This window comes from Paenibacillus sp. VT-400, assembly GCF_001029205.1.
Taxonomy (GTDB): Bacteria; Bacillota; Bacilli; order Paenibacillales; family Paenibacillaceae; genus Paenibacillus; species Paenibacillus amylolyticus.
This window is the reverse complement of the sequence record NZ_LELF01000067.1, coordinates 3,492,717-3,507,532: the sequence shown is the minus strand read 5'-3', so window position 1 is coordinate 3,507,532 and position 14,816 is coordinate 3,492,717. Positions and strand designations below refer to the sequence as shown.

Genomic DNA, 14,816 nt, shown 5'->3' with positions numbered 1-14,816 from the left:
AACCTGCACGGACGGTTTGGAGTGAAAGCTTATATCATATATACCCGTTCACCCCAAAAGTCGCCCGAACGTTTGATCATCTGAACCGTCAGGAAGGGACTCCATCAAAATGTAATGTCATTAGCTCAAGCTAGACTAATGGCAATGCATGTGCATGGAGTCCTTTTTATGTAATGTTGGAATGACCTAACCCGGTGTCTTCGTTGACTCTAATCGTAATTTGATGCATTATTAGAGGTATACAAGAAAGCAAAAGTTTTAACTTTTGCCGAATAACTGTCGCTCTATGAATGATGCAAAATGCTCGTATGACAGGAGGTGCTTTAGATCATGCTGTCGACAGAACAGATTATTTCAACCATGTCCTCACAGGGGCTTCGCATTACCGATCAGCGGAAAACACTGGCCCGGTTATTTGCCGAGTCTCCGGGGTATCTTACACCCAAGGACGTCTATGAATATATGGGTAAGACTTACAGCGGACTGAGTTTTGACACAGTATATCGTAATTTGCGGGTGATGCAGGAACTGGGTGTACTGGAACAGGTCATCTTCGAAGATGGCGTTAAATTCAAAGCGCACTGTAGTGAAGATCATCATCACCATCATATGATCTGTCTGAAGTGTCAGAAGACATATCCTATTATTTTTTGCCCGATGCAGCTTGCGGATGCGCCTGAGCAATTTCAGGTTGTAGACCACAAGTTCGAAGTATTTGGATATTGCAAGGACTGTGCAGAGCATGCTCCGGCCAAAGCGGCATCGGGACATACACACGCTCATGGGAAGCACTGACCATGAAGTTATCGCGCAGAATTGCTCAGGCACCCATCCGGGTGTACCGCAACTATATCTCTCCATTAACACCGCCAACATGTCGGTTCTATCCGAGCTGTTCGGCTTACGCCATGGAGGCGATTGAAGTGCACGGTGCGCTCAAAGGTTCGTTGTTAACAGCGAAACGTATTGCCAAATGCCACCCGTTTCATCCAGGCGGTGTAGATCTGGTGCCACCAAAGGCGGAAAAGTCTATGATGGTATCAGAGTAACGATGTTGCCTGAAGTATTCTGGTGGCCTGGAAGCAGGCCAGGATTGAACTTGAGTATGCTGTCCACTTGACAAAGGGGTCCGCATTTCAGTATATTTTTCCTATATATGCGAGTTCAATAAGTCTAGTTTTAACTTTTTGAACAACTTCTATATGATTTCCAGTGAAGGGATAAGTACAGACACACCCCCAGTGCAGAGAGCCGGATGAGCTGAGAACCGGTCTGGGAGGAGGATGGAATATGGTCCCGGAGGAACCTCTTTCGAGCGTGCAGACAGTGATTTCAGAGCTGTTGTCGTAAGGCTGAGGCGTGATCCAGCGTTAATGGGCGGTCGAAGGACCGACAGAGCCTGTGTTTTGCGAAAAACATGGGGAATTTGGGTGGTAACACGTGAGAGCAACTCTCGTCCCATAGGGGCGGGAGTTTTTTGTGTTCTTTTTTAGTTGTTTTGGACGAAGGGATCACATGAAGCAGGAACATTTGAAGGAGGAGAAGTCATTCATGGCTGACCAAAAAACATTTTATCTGACAACCCCGATTTATTATCCGAGTGACAAATTGCATATTGGGCATGCGTATACAACTGTGGCGGGAGATGCGATGGTTCGTTACAAGCGTCTACGCGGTTACGATGCTCATTATCTGACAGGAACCGATGAACATGGCCAGAAGATTGAGCGCAAGGCACAAGAGAAAGGACAGACACCGCAAGCTTTTATCGACGATATCGTTGTGGGGATCAAGGAACTGTGGAACAAGTTGGACATTTCCAATGACGACTTTATCCGTACAACCGAAGAACGTCACAAAACCATTGTTCAGGATATCTTTGACCGTTTGCTGAAACAGGGAGATATATACAAAGGTGAGTACGAAGGCTGGTACAGCATTCCGGATGAGACGTATTACACGGAGACTCAACTGGTGGATGTAGAGAAAAATGAGAAGGGTGAGATTATCTCGGCCAAGAGCCCGGATAGCGGACACCCGGTTGAATTGGTCAAAGAAGAATCTTACTTCTTCCGTATGAGCAAATATGCAGATCGTTTGTTGAAATATTATGAAGAGAACCCGGGCTTTATTCAGCCGGAATCCCGTAAGAACGAGATGATCAACAACTTCATCAAGCCAGGTCTTGAAGATTTGGCCGTATCGCGGACTACATTTGAATGGGGCGTCAAAGTTAAAGGTGATCCAAAACACGTGGTTTATGTGTGGATTGATGCGTTGTCCAACTATATTACAGCACTGGGCTACGGTTCATCCGATGCATCCCTGTATAACAAGTTCTGGCCTGCGGATGTACATCTGGTAGGGAAAGAAATTGTTCGTTTCCATACGATCTACTGGCCAATTATGTTGATGGCATTGGATCTGCCTTTGCCGAAGAAAGTGTTTGCACATGGCTGGTTGTTGATGAAGGATGGCAAAATGTCCAAATCCAAAGGTAATGTCGTTGATCCAGTGACTCTGATTGACCGTTACGGTCTCGATGCACTGCGTTATTACCTGCTGCGTGAAGTACCGTTTGGTTCCGATGGTACCTTTACACCAGAGAGCTTCGTAGAACGTGTTAACTCCGACCTCGCAAACGATCTGGGTAACTTGTTGAACCGTACCGTTGCCATGGTAGACAAATATTTTGAAGGCAAAGCCCCTGCGTTTGCATCGAATGTAACGGAATTTGATGCTTCGCTGGAAGAAGCAGGCCATGCTACGGTGGAAAAAGTGGAACAGGCGATGGAAAACCTGCAGTTTTCCGTAGCACTGACAGCGATCAGCCAGTTTGTCAGCCGCACCAACAAATATATTGATGAGACGCAGCCATGGGCGCTGGCTCGTGATGAAGCAAAACGTGATGAATTGGCATCCGTTATGGCTCACCTGATCGAAAGCTTGCGAATTGCTTCCATCTTGTTGCAACCGTTCCTGACACGTGCTCCTCATAAAATCTGGGCACAGCTCGGCATTCAGGAAGGTGAACTTACGGCTTGGGATACAGCTAAGCAATGGGGTCTGGTTCCAACTGGAAACGCATTGCAAAAAGGTGATCCAATCTTCCCACGTTTGGATTCCGAACAGGAAATTGCTTATATCTCCGAAGCAATGACTGGTGGCCAAAAAGCAGCACAGCCTGAAACAAGTCAAACAGATGCTGGAACTTCAGCAGCTGTTGAACCGGTAACCGCACCTGAAGGTACGGAAGAGATCGGTATTGACGATTTTGCCAAAGTTGAACTGCATGTCGCGCAAGTCATTGCCTGCGAACCGGTCAAAAAAGCGGATAAGTTGCTGAAATTGCAGCTCGATCTGGGTTATGAGCAGCGTCAGGTCGTATCTGGAATTGCGAAGTTCTATTCGCCAGAAGAGATGGTTGGACGCAAAGTCATCTGTGTCACGAACCTCAAACCGGTGAAACTTCGTGGTGAATTGTCTCAGGGTATGATCCTTGCAGCATCCCATGGCGACCAACTTACACTGGCAACAGTACCAGACAACATGCCTAATGGCGCACAAGTGAAATAAGAAATCAAATTCTGTCATAAAAATGACACAAGGTGGCCCGATGTAATTCGGGCCCCTTTTTTTGTTGATATAATTCGTATCTGACGGGAAGAGAACAAGCATATACTGTTATGAACTCCGTACTTCAGGAAAGAATGAATAGGACGGGATAGCTTGACAAGTAGGTTCAGGTTACCTATAATTCTTTCAGTAATGTTTACGATTAAGAGATGCGGAGTGAATCATAATGACATTTTATAAAGTGCAACATCAAGCTCAGGATAACCGGATAGGGAATACGAGCAAAAGAGGCAACATGAAGTTACTGTGGACGGGTTTGCTTATTCTCACTTTGCTGATATTGTCAGCTTGTGGGCAGGATAGTTCCAATAGTGCGAAGATTGTGGAAGGCAAGGTAAACGTTGTGACGACATTTTATCCTGTATATGCTTTTACGACTGCAATCGGTGGTGAGGATGCCAATGTTATTAACCTGCTGCCAACGGGAGTAGAGCCACATGACTGGACTCCGAAGAGTCAGGATATTGTTAATACGTCCAAGGCACAGCTGTTTCTCTATAATGGAGCTGGACTGGAAGGATGGGTGCCAAATTTCCTGAAGTCGCTGAATAGCGATACACAGGTGAAGTCTGTTGCCGTTAGCGAAGGGGTTAAACTGTTAACTGCTGAGGGTGATGATGGGCACGGTCACGGTGAAGAGCACGAAGACGAGCATGCAGATGAGGCTACCAGTGAAGATGTCGCTGATCATCATATTGATCCACATACGTGGGTTAGTCCGAAATCAGCCATGATCATGGCTGAAAACATCAAAAATAGTCTGGTTGAGGCAGACCCTGATCACAAAGCAGGTTACGAACAACGTTATGAAGAGCTTCGTACGAAGCTTGAGACGCTGGATCAGCGTTTTACAGATGAATTGGCTAACGTACCAAACAACGAGATTGTTGTCTCGCACCAAGCGTTTGGCTACCTTGCACGTGATTATGGATTAACCCAGCATGCCATTATGGGACTTTCCCCGGATGCTGAACCGACAGGACAGGATATTGTGAAGCTTGCGAAACTGGTTAAAGATGAGGGCATTAAATACATTTTCTTCGAAGAGCTGGTATCTGACAAATTGGCGAAAACACTGGCAAGTGAAGCAGGAGTGGAGACCATGGTCCTTAATCCGGTTGAGGGATTGACCAAGGAGCAGGCAACAAACCGGGATGATTATTTCACCCTCATGGAGAAAAATTTGCAAAATCTGCTGATCGCATTAAAATAAGATATAATGAAGAATTCAGATCGAAGAGTCTTTACCGTTCACGGTGAAGGCTCTTAGGACGCTATGGGATTCTTATATATAATGAAGGGCGGCTTTGCCATGCAGCAAATCATGCCACTATGTCATGATCCAATTATAGAGATCGAGAAACTATCATTTTCCTACGGGGACCAGCGAGTGATTGAGAATCTCGATTTTATGGCCCAGGAACGGGACTTTGTCGGGATTATCGGTTCCAATGGGGCGGGTAAAACGACATTGCTGCGCATGCTGGTAGGACTTCTTCCTCCTGCGCAGGGAGATATCAAACTATTCGGACAGTCGATCCGCAGGTTCAAGGACTGGGACCGAATCGGGTATGTGCCTCAAAAGAATGCATTTAACCCGTTGTTTCCTGCGACCGTTCGTGAAGTGGTCATGTCAGGCTTGTATAATAACAAAAACATGTTCCGTCGTATGTCTCGCAAATGTCAGCAACAGTGCACGGATGCGATGCAGGTCATGCGGATCGAGGATCTGGCGAACAAACGTATTGGTCAATTGTCTGGCGGACAGCAGCAGCGTGTATTTTTGGCACGAGCGCTTATCAATCACCCTGATCTGTTGATTCTGGATGAACCTACCGTAGGTATTGATGCTGAATCACAGGCCAGTTTCTTTGAACTGATTACGCATATGCATGAACATCACCGAATGACTTTTCTAATGGTGTCTCATGATATGGATCGGATGGAGAGTTATCTGGGTTCTGAAGCTGTGGTAACGAATGGCAAAATTAATTTTCATGTCCGTCATTCGCATGAGGTACAGGAATGTGCTGAGACCAATCTGCAACATACCACTGCACAGGTACGCTAGCCGTATTTATGGCCCATTAGATTAGAGTAAGGCCGAAGGAGTCGTGTTTGTTTTGGAAATATTAATGAGTGATTTTTTTCAGCGTGCCCTGGCGGGTGGATTGTTAATTGGCATTACCGCTCCGTTAATCGGACTGTTTCTGGTCTTGCGGCGGTTATCCATGATCGGAGACACCTTGTCTCATGTGACCATTGCCGGTGTTGCACTTGGATTCCTGATTGAAGTGTATCCCATTGCGGTGGGCTTGATATTTGCCGTGCTTGCTTCATTTGCGATAGAGAAATTGCGCAAAGCGTATAAGAGTTACGCCGAATTATCGATTGCCATTATCATGTCCGGTGGCGTGGCTCTTGCTTCCTTGTTCTTTACGCTGGGCAAAGGATATAATGCAGATGTCATGAGTTATTTGTTCGGCAGTATATATACATTAGACGCTACGGATCTGAAGCTCGTAGGTGTGGTTACGCTGATCGTGGTGATTGTAGTGGCATTGTTACATAAGGAATTTTTCCTGCTCAGCTTTGAGGAAGATGCGGCAGCGGTTACAGGGTTGCCTGTGAGAATTCTGAACATGTTAATCACTGTGATGACAGCACTTGTCATAAGCACGGCGATCAAGATTGTCGGTGCGCTCCTGGTGTCAGCGCTATTGACCATCCCGGTAGCGGTCAGCCTGTTGATGGCCCGGAGTTTCAAATCCGCCATTATCTTGTCCGTGATTATCGGCGAAATTGCCGTAGTCCTTGGACTGGTTGTAGCAGGTATCTGGAACCTCGCACCTGGAGCAACGATTGTATTACTGCTGATCATGATGCTGATTCTGACGATGATTGGAAAAAAAGGGTTCCGAGCCTGACGGCTAAACGAACAAGCACGAGAGCCCGGGGAAGGGAGACATCCGCTTCATGCCTGATGTTAATGTATGGATGGCTTTTGTAGCAGGTTTGGTCTCATTTATATCACCATGTTGTCTTCCGTTGTATCCATCATACCTCTCCTACATTACAGGTATGACGGTGCAACAATTGAAGGATGACCGCAATCAGCGAGAAGTCCGTTTTAAGACGATGACGCACACGCTGGCGTTTATTTTAGGCTTCTCGGCTGTATTTTATTCGCTTGGCCTGGGTGCCGGACTGTTTGGCCAATTTTTCAATGATAACCGTGAACTGATTCGGCAATTGTCTGCGATTCTGATTATGCTTATGGGGTTGTTTTTACTTGGTGTGTTCAAGCCACAGTTTCTGATGAAGGAACGCAAGCTGGATATGAAATGGAAACCTGCAGGCTATCTGGGCTCTTTTATATTTGGTATCGGTTTCTCAGCAGGCTGGTCGCCGTGTATTGGCCCTATTCTAACAGCAATCATTGCTATGGCTGCAAGTGAGCCCACAACCTGGCTGGCGCTGATTACAGGTTATACGGCAGGGTTTGCAATCCCGTTTTTCATTTTGGCCTTTTTCATCGGTTCAACACGTTGGATCTTACGGTATTCCAATGTCATGATGAAAGTCGGGGGAGCATTAATGTTGTTCCTTGGGGTATTGCTTTTTACAGATCAGATGACGAAGATTACGATCTGGTTGCAGCAGATTACACCAGACTGGATGATTATTTAAACGGATGAACTGAATTTGAATTTTAAAAATGCATGACAAAGCAGGCTACATGTTACCAGAGTCAATCTGGGTCATGTAACCTGCTTTTTAATCGTTTGTTAGGAATGCTTTTAACTGCATATGATTTTGGGGAATCCTGTTGTTCGTTTAGGTGAAGTAATCAATACTGGCTAGTGGGAAATGTTCAAAGATCCGTTCCGTAATGAATTCGCGCAGCGCATCTTGCTGGTCATCCTTATACACATACTTGTACTGACCCCAGCGTCCCCATTTCATTTTACGTTTCTCGATATCCATCTCCAGCTTGGTTTTAGGATAACGTTTCTCAATGGTTGCTTTGGCCGTTTTGGTAAAACGGTGCTGGATCATCTCAAAGGTAAGATCCTTGGTTGCTTCCTCTGGAAGTGTATCTGCCAGCTTCTGCAACAGATCCGAGTATCCTTCTTCCCAGCCTTCATACCACATGATCGGAGCGATAATGAATCCAAGGGGATAACCGGCGTGTGCAATTTTGCCAGCAGCTTCAATGCGTTCCTCAAATCTGGAGGTAGCCGGTTCAAAGTTTTTGATAACATAATCCGAATTGACACTAAACCGGATACGGGTGTGGCCGTTATGCTTAATGTTCAGCAACGGATCAACGTGATGGTATTTGGTTACAAATCGCAAGCGCCCATATTCTTCTTCCGCCATAAAACGAATCAGGTCACTTAAATTCTCCGTGATATGCTCGAGTCCTACGGGATCAGATGTACAGGCGGCTTCAAATCGTGTGATTTCAGGCGCGCGTTCTTCGATGTACCCTTTGGCTGCCTGAATGATCTCCTCGGTATTAACATAGACACGGACATAAGGTTTCGCACCAAGTGTAGTTTGAAGATAACAATAATGGCAGTGCCCCATACAGCCGGTAGAGATGGGAATGGCATATTCCGCTGAAGGTTTCGACTGGTCAAACTTGAGTGTTTTGCGCACACCAACGACCAGAGTTCGCTTTGCCATTCGATATTTTTCTTGTTCGGTTTCACCCGGCAAGTTTGTGATTCGGTTATGGGATGTGGTCATCTGATAAGGTATGTTTTTGGATGTCACCCACTCCATAATCCGTTTGCCCTTATCATATTCCAACGCACCGGGTTCAAAATACACCAAATCGGGAATAAAGGGTTTAGTACCTTTTGCTTTACGAACTGGCGGTGAGGCTACACTTGTACTCACGAAATCACTCCTTTCGATGCGGAACTTTGCTTAGTTTGCCTCATTTGGGGAGAAGTCACGCCTGCCAATTACTTGTGTAACAGCGCGCTCCGAACTGTACAGGACTTGCCAATGCGTATTGATAACATGTATCATTATAAGATAGGGACCAGGCACGAATAGGGGCCGGTCAGAGAGAAAAGAGGGAAGCAGATGCCAACGCCCAGTATGGAAGATTATTTGGAGCGTATATACAAATTAATTGATGAAAAGGGCTATGCTCGTGTGTCTGATATAGCTGAAGGACTGGAAGTACATCCTTCATCGGTGACGAAGATGATCCAAAAGCTGGACAAAGACGAGTACCTGATCTATGAAAAGTACCGCGGACTGGTGCTTACGCCAAAAGGCAAAAAGATGGGCAAACGTTTGATGGAGCGCCATCATCTGCTTGAACAATTTTTGACAACGATTGGTGTTCAGGAACAAAATATCTACAATGATGTTGAAGGCATTGAACATCATCTGAGCTGGGACTCCATTACATGCATCGAGTCCTTGGTTGAATACTTCCGTCAGGATGAGAGCCGGTTGCGTGACCTCAAAAACCTTCAGGATGTCATGAGTAATACAGAATCTTAAGTTTCAGCAGTGGAATACACATGGTGATATACAACGAATCGTATCCCGTGATTCAAAGGATGCTTCTTGCCGTTTCAATGGCAGGAAGCATTTTTTTGTGTGCAATCACACCATAATTTGGTGATTTTCGCAACTAAACGAACGGTAGGAGCGTCTATTAAACTAGTAGAATTTACCGCAAATTTATAATGATTTTGGAGGACTGCACTAATGAACGTTCGTAAAGGATTGATGCTGCTGCTCATTTTTGTACTTGGATTACAGACAGCAGGTATGACGGCACAAGCGGCCGGGCAGAAGGAAATCGCTATTTTTCTAGACGGCAACCGTTTGGAATCGGATGTATCACCCTACATCTTGCCCAAAGTAAATGTAACGATGGTGCCTCTGCGTGTTATTAGCGAAGGACTGGGTGCGTCTGTTCTATGGTCTCAAGCTACTCGTACCGTGACCATTCAGAAATCCGATTCGGTCATCTCTATGACGAGCGGACGCCAGCAGGCGACGGTGGATAACGCTGTAGTTGGTCTGGATGCATCGGTCGAATTGAAACAAGGTCGGGTCATGGTACCCATTCGATTCGTCAGTGAGAACCTGGGCATTCGAGTGAACTGGAATCAGGCTGCCCAGACCATTGATCTGTACACAGGAGACGAATCAGTCCCAACTCCTGAACCAACCCCGGTAACCCCAGCTGAGCCTGGAGGCACGGGCACTGTACCAGCTTCTGAAGAGATGCGGGGAGCCTGGATTTCCACTGTGAATGGAGACTGGCCTACATCCGGTGCCAAGGGAAATGTAGAGAAGCAAAAACAGGAGTATACGAAACAGCTAGATACGTTGCAAGGTATGGGCATTAATGCCGTATTTGTCCAAGTGAGAGCCAATGGGGATGCCATCTATCCTTCAGGTCTGGTACCTTGGAACAGCGTATTGACAGGAACACAAGGTAAAGATCCAGGTTATGATCCCCTCGCGTTTATGGTTGAGGAAGCACACAAACGGGGCCTGGAGTTCCACGCCTGGTTTAATCCGTTTAGAGCAACGAACTCAGCAAGTACATCAAACTTGGCTGCAAACCATATCTCGAAGCTTCATCCCGACTGGATTGTGAATGCATCCGGCAAAATGTACATTAACCCGGGTATCCCGGAAGCCAGACAGCATATTATCGATACGATCATGGAAGTGGTCAATCAGTATGATATTGATGGTGTACATCTGGATGATTATTTCTATCCGTCCAATGTGACTTTTAATGATGATGCAACTTTCAAAACTTACAACACATTAAATACTAAAGACCGTGCTGAATGGCGTCGGGACAATATCAATCAGTTCGTTAAGCAGCTCGGGCAGAGCATTCATAGCGTGAAAGCTAACGTTGAATATGGAATTAGTCCATTTGGTGTATGGCGTAACAAATCTGTTGATCTGACAGGCTCTGATACCAAAGCAGGAGTAACCGCGTATGACAGCATGAATGCAGATGTGCGGACATGGATTAATCAGGAGTGGATTGACTATGTTGCCCCTCAGGTATATTGGAGTATGACATTGAACGTAGCCCGATACGACAAAGTCGTGGACTGGTGGGCGAATGAAGTGGCTAACACAAATGTAAAATTGTATATCGGCCACTCGCCTTATAAGTTAGGTACGCCGGAAATTGGCTGGCAGACATCACAGGAGATCATCGATCAGCTGAACTACAACAAGAAGTATGGTTCGGTCAAAGGGGATATATTCTTTAGTTCACAGTACTTGACGAAGAACCCTCTCGGCTTGATTGCCAAATTAAAAGCCTACTATGGTCTATAAAACATTTTAACAATACAGTGATAAGACAAACCCTTGTTCTCATAGAGTGGCAGTAGAAACGTGGCTGCCTGGAGAACGGGGGTTTTTTGTTATGTTAATTAACGCGGTGTTTGAAGGTGGAGGCGTCAAAGGGATCTCGCTTGCAGGTGCTGTGCAGGGTGCTCAAGACTGCGGCATTCAGTTTAATCGAGTGGCAGGCACATCATCCGGTTCCATTGTAGCTGCTCTGCTAGCGGCTGGTTACAGGGCCGAGGAGATGAAAGTCATTATTGAGAATACCCCCTTTGTTTCATTGCTTCGTCGTTCCCCCATATTTAATACCCGATGGATCGGACCGGCAACAAGGCTGTTCTTGAAGAAAGGACTGTATTCGGGGGAGGCACTGGAATCATGGATTCGCAAGATGCTGGAGCAGAAAGGGATTCGCACATTCGCTGACTTGCCACAAGGTAAGTTGCTTATTACCGCATCCGATATATCCAATGGGACCATTCTGGTGTTGCCAGACGATATTCGGCGGTTCGGCATTGACCCTGCGAAGCTGGATGTTGCAAAGGCGGTTCGTATGAGTTGCAGTATCCCGTATTTTTTCGATCCGGTAGTCATACGTAAATCACCAGTATTCTCCAAAGGACTTCCTTTTCAAGATCAGTTTGTGTATGTCGTGGATGGTGGATTGCTTAGCAATTTTCCGTTGTGGCTCTTCGATGGTGATCGTTCGGAACGAGGAGGAGACGTCATTCCGGTTGTCGGATTCAAAATGGTGGGGAAGACGGAAGTGGAACCTGCCCGGATTAAAGGACCGCTAAGCATGCTTCAGGCCCTTGTAGAGACGATGCTCACAGCACATGATGAACGCTATATTGAACAGATTAACCGGTTTCGGACAGTGAAGATACCAACGCTTGGGATTAAACCAACGCAATTTCATTTATCGTTACAGGACAGCACGGCGTTATATCGATCAGGTACTACCGCAGGGAGTGAATTTTTCAACGGGTGGAATATGAAAGTGTATGATGAACAGCTGGACAAACAAAGAAAAGAATTGCGCAAGAAACAGGCAGAAGCTCCGCCTCTGATTCCTGTATAAACGCGAAAAAAGCAATTCTCCGCATATTGGGAGAACTGCTTTTTTTGTATATCAGTAACTTTTAATGAAATTTCGGTATATCTTCATCGCTTTTACCTTTTTGTCCCTGAATCACTTGGAAAGGATAATCCTTGCGTTTCTTAGAAGAGCCGCTGCTCTTTCTGGCACTGGACTGTGCATTGACTTTTGCCATGGTTCGTGCCGATGGCTTGATCTTTGGTGATTTGGTTTTGCTTGCCCAGCGACGAGGCGGATATTTGTACAGCAGGAATACGGCTCCGAACACGACCAGAGGAATAATGATCCTGGATGGACTAGCGTTCCCCACCCAAGTCAAGACTCCAACAGCAGCTAGTGCGATGAACGTCCAAAATAAGATTGCCTGCTTGTTCATATCATTCACCCTTTCACAGGATCGAGTGTTGCAACAGGTACTTCTGACGTAGCAGAGACATTGGCAAGCTTGGCATCCAACTCACGCATGCGGTTAAACGAAGCAATGGATACTTCTACCTGTTCGTTGGTCGGTTCTTTTGTTGTCAGCAATTGCAGCCACAATCCCGGGTATCCGAGATAACGCAGTACAGGAATATCACGTACTGAATTCGTGAGCTTTAACAGTTCAAAAGAAATGCCTAGCACAACTGGCAATAACAACAGACGCTGACCCATCCGTTCCCAGAGGTTATCGTACGTGAAGAGAGAGTATAGAAACACTCCAATAATGACAGTCAACATAATGAAACTGCTTCCGCAACGGTAGTGCAGTCGGCTGTACTTTTGCACGTTCTCCGGTGTCAGTTCTTCACCAGCTTCATGTGCGCTGATTACTTTGTGTTCCGCTCCATGATACTGGAAGAGACGTTTAATCATCGGCGTCTGTGAGATTAACCACAGATAAGCGAGTAACAGGATCAGCTTAATGCCGCCTTCCAGTAAATTATGCAAAAACTGATTGTCGAATGCATTTTTGAATAGAAAATTCTCGATAACAACAGGAAGCAATGTGAGCACAACTTTACCAAAAAGGAATGAAAGGATGGCAACGGCGGTCACACCAATGATCATGCTAAGGCTCCAGCCCGAACCTTCTTTCTCTTTTTGCTTGGCTTTCTCTTCCGGTTCCAGTTCATCATCAGCATAGGCGTCAGCAGAATAATTGAGATGTCTGCTACCTTTGACACTTGAATCTATAATGCTGACAATTCCGCGTAATAAAGGAATCCGCCGCAATTTCATGACCCAGGACTTGTCTTGCTTGGGAACTTCCAGATACGTAATTTCGCCGTCTTTTCTACGAACAGCTGTAACGTTGACATGTTTCCCACCGAACATTACGCCTTCAATGACAGCTTGCCCCCCATAGCTGACAGGCTTGGATTGTTGAGGCAAATTATTCACCTTCCTATTCTGTTCTAGGCCTTCGCGATCAAAGGCAGTTTAATAACCCTATTGTATCGAATTTTGAGACCAATTTCTAGTTTGTGAGTCAAACCTTGAAGGATGTTGTTAAGATTGTCCTGTTTTGAACATACTACCTCGTAGAATTGGAGCGGAAATTCGAGGCATAATGCGGGATTATCAACTGAATGAAGGAGAATATCGATGACAGAACGTAAGCATGAAGATACATCACAAGATGAAGGTCAACGTCCGAAAGAACGGCAGTCAAAAGACAAGGGCAGGCGCCCTACCCAGAGGCAAGGTCAAGCACACTACTATACGAAGCCATTTTCCTTTGCATTAGAGCTTGGCTTCTTTGCCGGTTTTATCTGGGGGGGGCTACATTGGCTATTCTATCTGTTGCATTTTACGATTGTACCTGTCGGATTTCTGGCCGAGCCTTTTTTCAAACATGAATATATATATACCGCAGCAGGACATTTGACAGGCTGGCTGTTTTTTATCGTCTTTTCCATCTTGGCATCCTTACTCTACACGTTCACGATTAGAAAACTGAAAGGACCGTTACCCGGCATGGTATATGGAATCGTCTGGTGGCTGATTCTCTTTATACTGGTCGGACCAAAACTGGGGATGATGAAACCTTTGAACGGTTTAACGTGGGATTCAATCATCACGGAACTCTGTTTCTTTTTGCTGTGGGGGCTGTTCATTGGTTACACGGTAGCCATGGAGTACACGGACGAACGCAAACGCGAGCCGGAGCAAGCGGGGGCATAGCGCAAAAAAGCTTCTCAATCCGGCAATGCCTGTGTTAAAATAGCAGATGGTTATTTGCAGAGAGGGTGGAGCAGCGATGAAACGAATTATTGTGATCAATGGTCCGAACCTGAACATGCTTGGTGTACGAGAACCGGGCATCTATGGAACGCTTAGTCTGAAGGATATTGAGGACAAAATTCGCAGACAGGCTGATGAAATTGGCGTCTCCATCGCTTTTTATCAATCGAACCATGAAGGGGACATCATTGACCGCATTCATGCAGCGATGGGTGAGGCAGACGGAATAATACTGAATGCCGGAGCATTTACCCATTATAGCTATGCTATACGTGATGCAATCAATGCTGTAAAAGTCCCTACAGTGGAAGTACATCTATCCAACATTCATGCACGCGAAGCGTTCAGACATCATTCAGTGATTGCAGCGGAAACAATCGGGCAGATTGCCGGATTTGGCGAAGTAAGCTATGAACTGGGATTGCTGGCTCTTGTGCGTCATCTGGACAAACAAACCTGAGCCGGGAACCCGGGAATGTGAGAGAAAGAAGGG

General features: G+C 45.9%; 15 protein-coding genes. 12 read left to right on the top strand and 3 right to left on the bottom strand.

What is annotated here, in order from left to right; all coding sequences use genetic code 11:
* The first annotated feature begins 330 nt into the window (after positions 1-330).
* The 7 genes from EL84_RS26165 (at position 331) to EL84_RS26135 (ending at position 7,326) form a co-directional block, all read left to right on the top strand.
* Positions 331-795 (top strand): Fur family transcriptional regulator, encoded by a 465-nt coding sequence (locus tag EL84_RS26165; RefSeq protein WP_017687564.1) that lies wholly within the window; start codon positions 331-333, stop codon positions 793-795.
* A 2-nt stretch (positions 796-797) separates the two neighbouring features.
* Positions 798-1,049 carry a membrane protein insertion efficiency factor YidD gene (gene yidD, locus EL84_RS26160; protein WP_017687565.1) on the top strand — a complete coding sequence of 84 codons (252 nt, stop codon included), beginning with the start codon at positions 798-800 and terminating at the stop codon, positions 1,047-1,049.
* A 502-nt stretch (positions 1,050-1,551) separates the two neighbouring features.
* Entirely contained in the window at positions 1,552-3,576 is a 2,025-nt protein-coding gene (gene metG, locus EL84_RS26155) for a methionine--tRNA ligase (protein ID WP_047843634.1), read from the top strand.
* A 226-nt stretch (positions 3,577-3,802) separates the two neighbouring features.
* Positions 3,803-4,849 (top strand): metal ABC transporter solute-binding protein, Zn/Mn family, encoded by a 1,047-nt coding sequence (locus tag EL84_RS26150; RefSeq protein WP_082219134.1) that lies wholly within the window; start codon positions 3,803-3,805, stop codon positions 4,847-4,849.
* 99 nt (positions 4,850-4,948) lie between these two features.
* The gene (locus tag EL84_RS26145; protein ID WP_047844418.1) at positions 4,949-5,707 is read left to right on the top strand and encodes a metal ABC transporter ATP-binding protein; all 759 of its coding nucleotides are present in this window, start codon (positions 4,949-4,951) and stop codon (positions 5,705-5,707) included.
* Positions 5,708-5,759: 52 nt separating this feature from the next.
* On the top strand, positions 5,760-6,563 hold the full coding sequence (locus EL84_RS26140; RefSeq protein ID WP_047843633.1) for a metal ABC transporter permease: 804 nt from the start codon (positions 5,760-5,762) through the stop codon (positions 6,561-6,563).
* Positions 6,564-6,612: 49 nt separating this feature from the next.
* Positions 6,613-7,326 carry a cytochrome c biogenesis CcdA family protein gene (locus EL84_RS26135; protein WP_036614418.1) on the top strand — a complete coding sequence of 238 codons (714 nt, stop codon included), beginning with the start codon at positions 6,613-6,615 and terminating at the stop codon, positions 7,324-7,326.
* A gap of 147 nt (positions 7,327-7,473) precedes the next feature.
* Here the strand turns inward: EL84_RS26135 and splB are convergent, their stop codons facing one another.
* Positions 7,474-8,544 carry a spore photoproduct lyase gene (gene splB / locus EL84_RS26130; RefSeq protein ID WP_047843632.1) on the bottom strand — a complete coding sequence of 357 codons (1,071 nt, stop codon included), beginning with the start codon at positions 8,542-8,544 and terminating at the stop codon, positions 7,474-7,476.
* 192 nt (positions 8,545-8,736) lie between these two features.
* On the opposite strand from splB, the gene mntR reads away from it, so the two are divergent.
* The 3 genes from mntR to EL84_RS26115 all read left to right on the top strand — a co-directional run bounded on the left by mntR (position 8,737) and on the right by EL84_RS26115 (position 12,079).
* The gene (gene mntR, locus EL84_RS26125; RefSeq protein WP_036614415.1) at positions 8,737-9,165 is read left to right on the top strand and encodes a transcriptional regulator MntR; all 429 of its coding nucleotides are present in this window, start codon (positions 8,737-8,739) and stop codon (positions 9,163-9,165) included.
* Between the two features lie 210 nt (positions 9,166-9,375).
* A complete protein-coding gene (locus EL84_RS26120; protein ID WP_047843631.1) occupies positions 9,376-10,986 on the top strand; it encodes a family 10 glycosylhydrolase in 1,611 nt (536 codons plus the stop codon).
* 91 nt (positions 10,987-11,077) lie between these two features.
* Complete coding sequence (locus EL84_RS26115) at positions 11,078-12,079, top strand: patatin-like phospholipase family protein (RefSeq protein WP_047843630.1); 1,002 nt, start codon at positions 11,078-11,080, stop codon at positions 12,077-12,079.
* Between the two features lie 61 nt (positions 12,080-12,140).
* On the opposite strand, the gene EL84_RS26110 is transcribed toward EL84_RS26115, so the two are convergent.
* Positions 12,141-12,473 (bottom strand): hypothetical protein, encoded by a 333-nt coding sequence (locus EL84_RS26110; protein WP_047843629.1) that lies wholly within the window; start codon positions 12,471-12,473, stop codon positions 12,141-12,143.
* Between the two features lie 5 nt (positions 12,474-12,478).
* Entirely contained in the window at positions 12,479-13,471 is a 993-nt protein-coding gene (locus EL84_RS26105; RefSeq protein ID WP_047843628.1) for a DUF1385 domain-containing protein, read from the bottom strand.
* Positions 13,472-13,684: 213 nt separating this feature from the next.
* On the opposite strand from EL84_RS26105, the gene EL84_RS26100 reads away from it, so the two are divergent.
* Both EL84_RS26100 and aroQ read left to right on the top strand, forming a co-directional pair.
* A complete protein-coding gene (locus EL84_RS26100; RefSeq protein ID WP_047843627.1) occupies positions 13,685-14,263 on the top strand; it encodes a YqhR family membrane protein in 579 nt (192 codons plus the stop codon).
* A gap of 76 nt (positions 14,264-14,339) precedes the next feature.
* The gene (aroQ, locus tag EL84_RS26095) at positions 14,340-14,783 is read left to right on the top strand and encodes a type II 3-dehydroquinate dehydratase (RefSeq protein ID WP_036614400.1); all 444 of its coding nucleotides are present in this window, start codon (positions 14,340-14,342) and stop codon (positions 14,781-14,783) included.
* The last annotated feature ends 33 nt before the right edge of the window (positions 14,784-14,816 follow it).

What these genes read in the sequence shown, in the direction of transcription:
- EL84_RS26165 (WP_017687564.1), top strand. Translation starts at nt 331, where the DNA reads ATGCTGTCGACAGAACAGATTATTTCAACCATGTCCTCACAGGGGCTT.
- yidD (WP_017687565.1), top strand. Translation starts at nt 798, where the DNA reads ATGAAGTTATCGCGCAGAATTGCTCAGGCACCCATCCGGGTGTACCGC.
- metG (WP_047843634.1), top strand. Translation starts at nt 1,552, where the DNA reads ATGGCTGACCAAAAAACATTTTATCTGACAACCCCGATTTATTATCCG.
- EL84_RS26150 (WP_082219134.1), top strand. Translation starts at nt 3,803, where the DNA reads ATGACATTTTATAAAGTGCAACATCAAGCTCAGGATAACCGGATAGGG.
- EL84_RS26145 (WP_047844418.1), top strand. Translation starts at nt 4,949, where the DNA reads ATGCAGCAAATCATGCCACTATGTCATGATCCAATTATAGAGATCGAG.
- EL84_RS26135 (WP_036614418.1), top strand. Translation starts at nt 6,613, where the DNA reads ATGCCTGATGTTAATGTATGGATGGCTTTTGTAGCAGGTTTGGTCTCA.
- mntR (WP_036614415.1), top strand. Translation starts at nt 8,737, where the DNA reads ATGCCAACGCCCAGTATGGAAGATTATTTGGAGCGTATATACAAATTA.
- EL84_RS26120 (WP_047843631.1), top strand. Translation starts at nt 9,376, where the DNA reads ATGAACGTTCGTAAAGGATTGATGCTGCTGCTCATTTTTGTACTTGGA.
- EL84_RS26115 (WP_047843630.1), top strand. Translation starts at nt 11,078, where the DNA reads ATGTTAATTAACGCGGTGTTTGAAGGTGGAGGCGTCAAAGGGATCTCG.
- EL84_RS26110 (WP_047843629.1), bottom strand. Translation starts at nt 12,473, where the DNA reads ATGAACAAGCAGGCAATCTTATTTTGGACGTTCATCGCACTAGCTGCT.
- EL84_RS26100 (WP_047843627.1), top strand. Translation starts at nt 13,685, where the DNA reads ATGACAGAACGTAAGCATGAAGATACATCACAAGATGAAGGTCAACGT.
- aroQ (WP_036614400.1), top strand. Translation starts at nt 14,340, where the DNA reads ATGAAACGAATTATTGTGATCAATGGTCCGAACCTGAACATGCTTGGT.